4 protein-coding genes are annotated in these 7,317 nt (G+C 39.8%); 1 reads left to right on the top strand and 3 read right to left on the bottom strand.

The window, feature by feature from the left end:
* Window positions 1-135 precede the first annotated feature (135 nt).
* Entirely contained in the window at window positions 136-3,357 is a 3,222-nt protein-coding gene (locus tag BG260_RS08695; protein WP_069131746.1) for a DEAD/DEAH box helicase family protein, read from the bottom strand.
* Entirely contained in the window at window positions 3,354-6,350 is a 2,997-nt protein-coding gene (locus tag BG260_RS08700) for a site-specific DNA-methyltransferase (RefSeq protein WP_069131749.1), read from the bottom strand. Before BG260_RS08700 ends, BG260_RS08695 begins: the two co-directional genes overlap by 4 nt.
* A 390-nt stretch (window positions 6,351-6,740) precedes the next feature.
* Here BG260_RS08700 and BG260_RS14040 point away from each other — a divergent pair, with 390 nt between their 5' ends.
* Window positions 6,741-6,956, top strand: coding sequence for a hypothetical protein (locus BG260_RS14040; RefSeq protein ID WP_141691556.1), 216 nt, complete (start codon window positions 6,741-6,743; stop codon window positions 6,954-6,956).
* A 155-nt stretch (window positions 6,957-7,111) separates the two neighbouring features.
* Here the strand turns inward: BG260_RS14040 and BG260_RS08710 are convergent.
* The coding region (locus BG260_RS08710) for a transposase (protein WP_069131753.1) at window positions 7,112-7,317 on the bottom strand (206 nt) is incomplete at its 5' end.

Here is a 7,317-nt window from a genome sequence, read left to right on the forward strand (position 1 = left end):
TCCATTCCGGAATCGGCTATAAGAGCCCTAAACAATATTTGATGGAAAATGGAATTGACCTTTATCAGGCCAATGTCGAAACTAAACTACAATGTGAACTCTCTAAAGTAGAATACTTATCCAGTTAATAGGGGGTTAGACCAAATTTAATACTCTCCTAAATAGCCCATCAACATATCCATCCTGCTCTGGAAAGTAGATATTCATTTCGTTTAATTCTGCCACAGACTGAACTGAATTATTTTTCTTCACTTCATCTAAATCGGTTTGCGAAATGATGAATGAGTGGAGCTGAACCTGTTCATTTCCTCTTTTATCATTTAGCTGCTTTTCGTAAGACTTTATTTCTTTTGAGAACTGTACTTTATTATTCTCATTCACATTGATCTGATGCTGAAGACCTTTCGGATCCATGAAACAAATATGCTGCTCAACCTCATTTTTTACCCATACGATAAAGTCAGGGAAATACCGCTCTTCTGCCAGAAGAAATCCTATACCGTGGCCGCGTGATTGATTCCGCAATACAAAGACGTCATAACCTTCAAAAAGCTTTTCAGCATGCGTACTTTGGAAGTACTTCTTCATATCCTTTAAAAACTTCCATTCGCCTTCATTCAACCCAGGTGGTGTGGATTGAATTATCTCATTTTTATCTTCAATTAGCAATGGCAGGTAAATGTGCCGGTCAAAATAGATTCGTGGAATACTGCCATCTTTTCCTTTGAACACATCAGTTTCAAATACTTCCGTATCACTGAATAAGGCTTTAATTTCCTTTTCAATCTTATCTACTGCGGTTTTCTTCACGCGTAGCTGATAACCTTGTTCATCTTCCGAATAGTTAGGTATGTTTTTATCGTTCTCCTTAAAGGGGTGATACTCTAACTGGGTATATTCCCATTCCTGTTGCCTCCGTTTATACCAGCTATCTACATATTTACGGAGAATGATTAAGGCAATCTCTTCCAGGCGCTTAACATCTGAAAAGCTTTTCACTTCCAGCAGATCTTCATCACAGTAGAGTTCATATGAGCGCTCTTGAATGATAGATCTGAGAGTATCTATATCAAAAGACAGGTTTCGATATCCTTTTTGGCTTCGGTAGCGCCATGCTTCCCGGTACAATCGCTCAAAATCCAATAAGGGTATATGATCATTACGAATGAACATCTTTTGCTCTGTTTCCCCTGCTGCCGGTTTCTCTTGTACACGATCATCAGAGGCTTCAACCTCAATGGTGCTTGTTAAATCAATTTTGGGTTTAATTTTTTCATCATTTCTTAAAACAAGCTGTACAACATCCTGAAACTCTTCTCTGATTTTGGGCTTAATTACCAACAATCCCTTATTCTCAAATGAGTTTGGAAATTGAATTTTCAGGTTGATATTCACTCGCTCCTCAACGTCAATGCCTTCTTCTTTCAAGTATTTTCTGAATTGCTCCATGTAGTTGGCCTGTAATCCAAAAATTTGAAGTGTTTCAAGCAGTTCAATATGGTCTGGCTTTGGGATATTGGTCATCTCGGATGAACGCATCAGGCTGCGGTCTTTCCCAAGTAGACGAACACCACGCCCAAATAACTGTATAATTTGAGGGCCTTCACTCTTCCCGATGTTCATGAGTCCCATATTGGCTACCCGCCAGGAACTCCAGCCTTCAATAAATTTTCGGGAACCAATAAGCATGTTTATTGGTGAGTGCTGTTTATTGATTTGTTGAAAAAGGGAGCCTTGAAAAGTGTCGCCTTCCTCTACAATGAGATCCGGCAGGTTTTCTTCCACAAATTGCAGAAATACGCTGTCTTCACCAATGTTTATCACTCCAAAATAATGATCGCTGTTACCGGCTCTTAGGCCAATTTCACCCTCGGCAGACTTGATGTTGCTCAATTTTAAAGGTGCCGAAGCTTTTACATGAAAAAGGGTTTCCAACAGGTCTGAATAAATATCATCCGCTTTTTCTTTAAAGCGTTCTTTAAGTACTGTGAAGCTATTTTCAAAAATATCGGAATCATCAGGCCCTGTTATGCCTGATGTTCCACTCAATAAATCCTGGATCGTGTTTTTGGTCCAATCGTTTTCATTTTGAAGCACAAGGTTTAAAAACAGAACTATTTTCTGCACATCAGATACCGTACGTTTCTCATCCTTAGCCAGACTTGATTTCGTCTTTCCGGCTTGTACGCTGTGACCAATAAAGGTGAGTAATGGGTCATGGAGATTCCAGGTTTTATAAAAAGTTTCAGCATCCTGCCCGTACACGTATTTTTGCTCATAAAAGCTGAGCAGGTTCGCCATCAAATAGACATGACGCTGATCTTTATCGTCAAAATGCTGCTTCTTTCTAAGATTTAATATTTGATAGTTCTTGCCGTAGCCATCTTCATAGAAACGGGGATAGGCATAATCAAATACAATCGCTTTTCCGTATTCATCCTGAACAGAAGCGGCAGCTTTATTTAAGGATTGACCAAAAGTAGCACTGTATTCAAAAGTAAAGCCACTTTCTGAGATTGCTTTTCTTCGGGCCATCCATTTTGAGTCTTCCGTGCTTGAACCTTTGTGGCCTTCATCCACAAAAATCAGGTTGTTTCCTTCAAAAGCGGAAACTTCTACACTGTCTCCATCGCCCTTTTTCTCATCGGTTAGCTTGGTGATTTCGATTAGCTTTACAGTTTCCGGTTCTATTCCCGAGGTGCCGTTCCCATCCAGATAATACCGGTTGGGAATACCACTCATATTCAGCTCCTTTTGGTGCTGATTGGTCAGTCCGGCATTGGGGGTAATTAGTAAAATGTTATCCGGTGCCTCATCCAGCCGTGGCATGTAATGCTGAAACTGATAATAGTTGAGATGAAGAATGAGCGTTTTTCCGCTACCGGTAGCCATCCAGTAGGCCACTTTATTGAGATCGGATTCCTCAAATTCAGCATATTGAATTTTAGACCCGTTGTTTTTCTTTTGTTCTGCTACAAAGGCGTTGAGTTCCTTCAGGAACGCAGGCTTATCTTCTGTTACCCGGTCGAGATAATACTCTGTGTAAAACCCAGCCAAAAACTGAAAATACTTAAATACAATCTGGTCTTTGGTTGCTCTGTTTTTGTTGATCTTTTCTAAATGGGAGCGAATGTTCCCGTCGTATTCCAACAGCTTTTCTTCAGAAATGGTAACACGGGGAATGGTTTTTAGAATGTTACACACTTTGCTAATCCCGTTGGCATCGTAGGCCGAACCAGAAGCATCTTCTTTAAACCGTTTGTAGTACGCTTTTACACTGTTCTTATCGTGAATGTCGGATACCCCGAAGATTTTTCTGAGATAGCCGGTCAGTGCCAGTCTTTTCTCAAATTTCATGCGATATCCTCAAACATTTTTTCACGGAAGGTGAGCTCAATGGGTTCTGCGTCCTTCACTTTGTTAATGCCGTTTATGTAGATGCGATCAAAAGTCTCGTCCTTAGTTATATTCTCCTGAATCCATTCAGCCTCTTTGTCCAGATCGAGGTCTTTGGTGTTGCGCCAAATAATACATACATCTTCCACCGCATCTTCATCCCGAATTTGGCCTTTACTAACTACATACTTTCGGCTTTGGTGCTCGTACCGGCGAAGTGTCTGCACCCATAATCCAATGAGATAATGGAAGGTCTCCACCATATCTACGGTTTCTGGTTTCGGGGAGCCGTGGCCTCGCTGTATATTGAGTTGATAATCGAAGGGCGTATCAAATGCCTCATCCTTCAAAAGCGTAGCGCTTACTCCCTGTGTTTCAAAATCCAGCATGTAGTTGAGCATATAATCTTCAAACTCCATGGCTTGTTGGGTATCTTCTGGATTTTTGAATTCAATATTGTTTAGGGCGTCTTCATACGATTCTATGAAATGATATTTGAAGGAGTGAGATTGTCCGTCTTGGTCTTGAGGCACGCCGCCTTTCCAATTGTTGGAGCATACTACTTTTTTGATTCTTGGAATTATGATACTCTGAAATTGATTGCCAATTTCTACTAATATATAATTTGCATCAATGTTATTTAGCTTAATACAGCTGTGTGCTGTTGTTCCTGTACCCGCAAAAAAATCTAAAACTACTTTTTTCTCAATAGAAGATTGTTCGATTAACTCCTTAACTAAATCACTTGGTTTTGGAAAGTTTGAAGTTCTCTTTCCAAAAAGATTATCCAGTTCTACTGTGCCGTCTCGTGTATAAATGTTATCTGCTATTATAGATGAATAGCCTGTAAACTCATTTTGAAGCTCGGATACAAACTTTTTCCTTCTTGGCCTTCCTGTAGGTTCAGCTGGCCATAGTATTTTATTCTCCTCAATAAGTTTGTTCATAGTATTTTGATCATATCTCCAACCCATTTCAGGCTTACCATAATTAATACCTGTTTCAGGGTTAATTAAATCAAAATGACAGTTTGGTCTCTCTTCTTCTGGTAGCAAACCTACCATATTTGCACTTGTCCAATCCCCCCGGGGATCATTATCAGGATTTGAATATTGTTCTAAATTTCGAGTATCACCTCGTACCTTTGAACCCAAACTAACTATATACTCATGATCAATAGATATATTAGAAATATTTCTATTATCTTTATTTTGTCGGCTTTTCCAAATCAAGTTTCCTAAGTAATTGTCCTCACCAAAAACTTGCTTTGATAATTGTTCCAAGTTATTTAGTTCATTCTCATCAATACTTATAAAAATGTTTCCATCACTTTGAAACATTTTTTTAAGTGAACACAACCGGTTTTCCATCATGGTTAACCAGCTGGAATGGAAAAATCTGTCTTTATATAAGAATCCATCATTTCCAGTATTATAAGGAGGATCTAAATACACCGTATTTACATTCCCCTTATATTTATTAATCATCAAGTTTACAACCTGGTAATTTTCACCTTTTAGTAGATTCCCTTTAAGTAATTGATCTAAATCGTTAATCGAATTTAGTAAATCAAACTTAAAATCCTCACCAAAAAACTTGGTATCCACCATCATAAAAGGATGCTCCTTGAGGAATTCTTTTGTCCACTTCCCATCCCATTGCAACTCACCATCCCATTTATCCATAGCATACAATGATTCCCAGGATTTCAGTTGGTCTTCGTTTTCAAGAATCGTGTCATACAAATCTTCAGGAATCATATCCAGAGTAAAGCAGTAATGGGTATCCACTACAAACTTCTTTTTCTCGAAAAGCTTTTTTTGGAAGTTCTCAATCTGGCTGAGGAAGGCAATAATCTTTTTCCCAATTTGTCGCACCACCTTGGCACGGGTTAACGCCACTTCCATTGCCTGTTGGCTTTGGTCTTCAATAAAATCATCTACACGTATCACCTCGTTTTTCAGGTAGTACTCCAGTTCCCGCTCAAGAAAAGACTTCAGATCTTTATGGATGAAATAATCAGTGGTATTTTTCCCGGTATAGTGATTCAGTTTTTGGTATAGAAGGGAACGGTCTTTGTTTTTGGGAATGACGGATAACAGATCCCGCCATTCTTTATCTACTTCATTTAGCACAAATTCATTATAGGCTACACAGAGTACAGAGCGATCGACCGTTTTGCGTGGCTTTTCTACCTTTTTATAAATATCCAGCCATTTCTTTTCTTCTTCATCCGTTAATGGTCGGTACTCAAACCAAAGCGTAAGCTCGTTATCATTAACCTCAATGGGATTGTCCGGCCGCAGTACAAAAGAACGATCTTCCTCTTCCTTTACATTATCCCTATCCGTTTCTGCCTGAGCCACCTTAAACCAAACCGCTTTTTTTCCGCCCTCCAGTTCAAACTTAAAGCTTGTAAACTGTTCCCCTGATTTAATGTAATACTGATCCTTATTGGCCCAATGAAGCAACACTTCTTCGCCATTGTAAGGCACAGCATATTTGGAGTCCCTGGTGCTTATCCGCCGCTTAGAAAGGAAATCCCCATTATCGTAGTACCTGGAGAAAAAAGTAAACAGGTCGTTGTAGATTTTCTTTTCGGTGTCGGCCCCAACCTCCTGCTTCTCTGCCTTTTCCAGTGCCTCTAAATAATCTTTACCAAGTTTGGTGTTCTCATACTTCACCAAATTGCCTTGCTCATCAAAGGCATCATCCGAAAGGTTTTCCATAATCTGCTGTTTAATATCGTCAACCTGTGAGGCATCCTGCTGCTGATATGCTTCAAGGCCTTTATTAACTGCATCCAGTAAATCCTTTTCAATAAACTCTTCAATTCTGTCTTTTTTACGGTTCAGAATACGGTAAATCCCAAAATCGAGGTCAGATACCTCAAACTGGAATAGTTTGCGGAGTTCGTCCTGGAGCTTTTGACGGGCTTGCTGGTTTTCGGTCATTATAATTAAAGTGATTTGAAATGTTGCCTAAAAAAATTCTGCTTACAAATTGTAAGGAAAGTAATAAAAAAGAGTGACACTTAGCGTCAGTCTCTTTTACATAAAATTTGCTGAACTAAGAACTCCGTTTCAAGGTAATCTATCAAATATCGTGACTCGACAACCTCACTAAATAACTCCCAAGATTTCTCTCATGTGAGAATGCCCTGAACAAGATTGTGTACTCTTTAGTAAGCCTAAGCTCTTTCTCCGTCATTTAAAGCTGTTTTATGCTGAAACCTATTTATAGTAAGAGCAATGAAAAGGGGAGTCCTTACAGCTTAATTTTATATGATTAAATACTTGATTATATTATTCTTGTGAAAATTCTATAACCTTAAAACAAAGCCTATGTCAAACAAACTCGCGCACCTTCCCAAACCAAAGTTCAAAGAGCGCCAATATATAACCGATGGGGAAGGGCAGTCGTTTCTTAGCCCTACGGCGAATATTGAGCTTCAGGGCCGTATAGACCCGATATATCCGTTTGTGATTCCAACGGTGGCCCATCGATCGAATCCGATGATAACTCTGCCAGAAGCCAATGGCCGGGTGTTTGGAGGTTAGCTCCAACAGCGTGTCAATAATCATCTGATCGTTTTTTGGCTTAGGCTTGTAACTATAGCTGCTGCGTGGGAGGTTTACTGCTTTGCAGCCCTGACGAAGGCTTACCTGATGTTCACTGTGCATCAGGTCAACCATCTCCCGTTTTACCTCAGGACTTACAGCTTTTTTTCTACAGCATCTTTCAAGGCGTGGTGTACCAAACTCAGGTCGGCATACATCCGCTTGAGCCGGGCATTTTCTGCCTCCAGTTCTTTGATCCGGGCCAGCTCACTTACACTGAGTCCTCCATACTTGGCTTTCCAGTTATAAAAGGTCGCATCACTGATTCCATGTTCTCGACAGATGTTTCGAACCTTCAGTC

The sequence above is a fragment of the Rhodohalobacter halophilus genome, from assembly GCF_001715195.1.
GTDB lineage: Bacteria > Bacteroidota > Rhodothermia > Balneolales > Balneolaceae > Rhodohalobacter > Rhodohalobacter halophilus.

Coding starts and splice junctions, on each gene's coding strand:
- BG260_RS08695 (WP_069131746.1), bottom strand. CDS start 3,357: ATGAAATTTGAGAAAAGACTGGCACTGACCGGCTATCTCAGAAAAATC.
- BG260_RS08700 (WP_069131749.1), bottom strand. CDS start 6,350: ATGACCGAAAACCAGCAAGCCCGTCAAAAGCTCCAGGACGAACTCCGC.
- BG260_RS14040 (WP_141691556.1), top strand. CDS start 6,741: ATGTCAAACAAACTCGCGCACCTTCCCAAACCAAAGTTCAAAGAGCGC.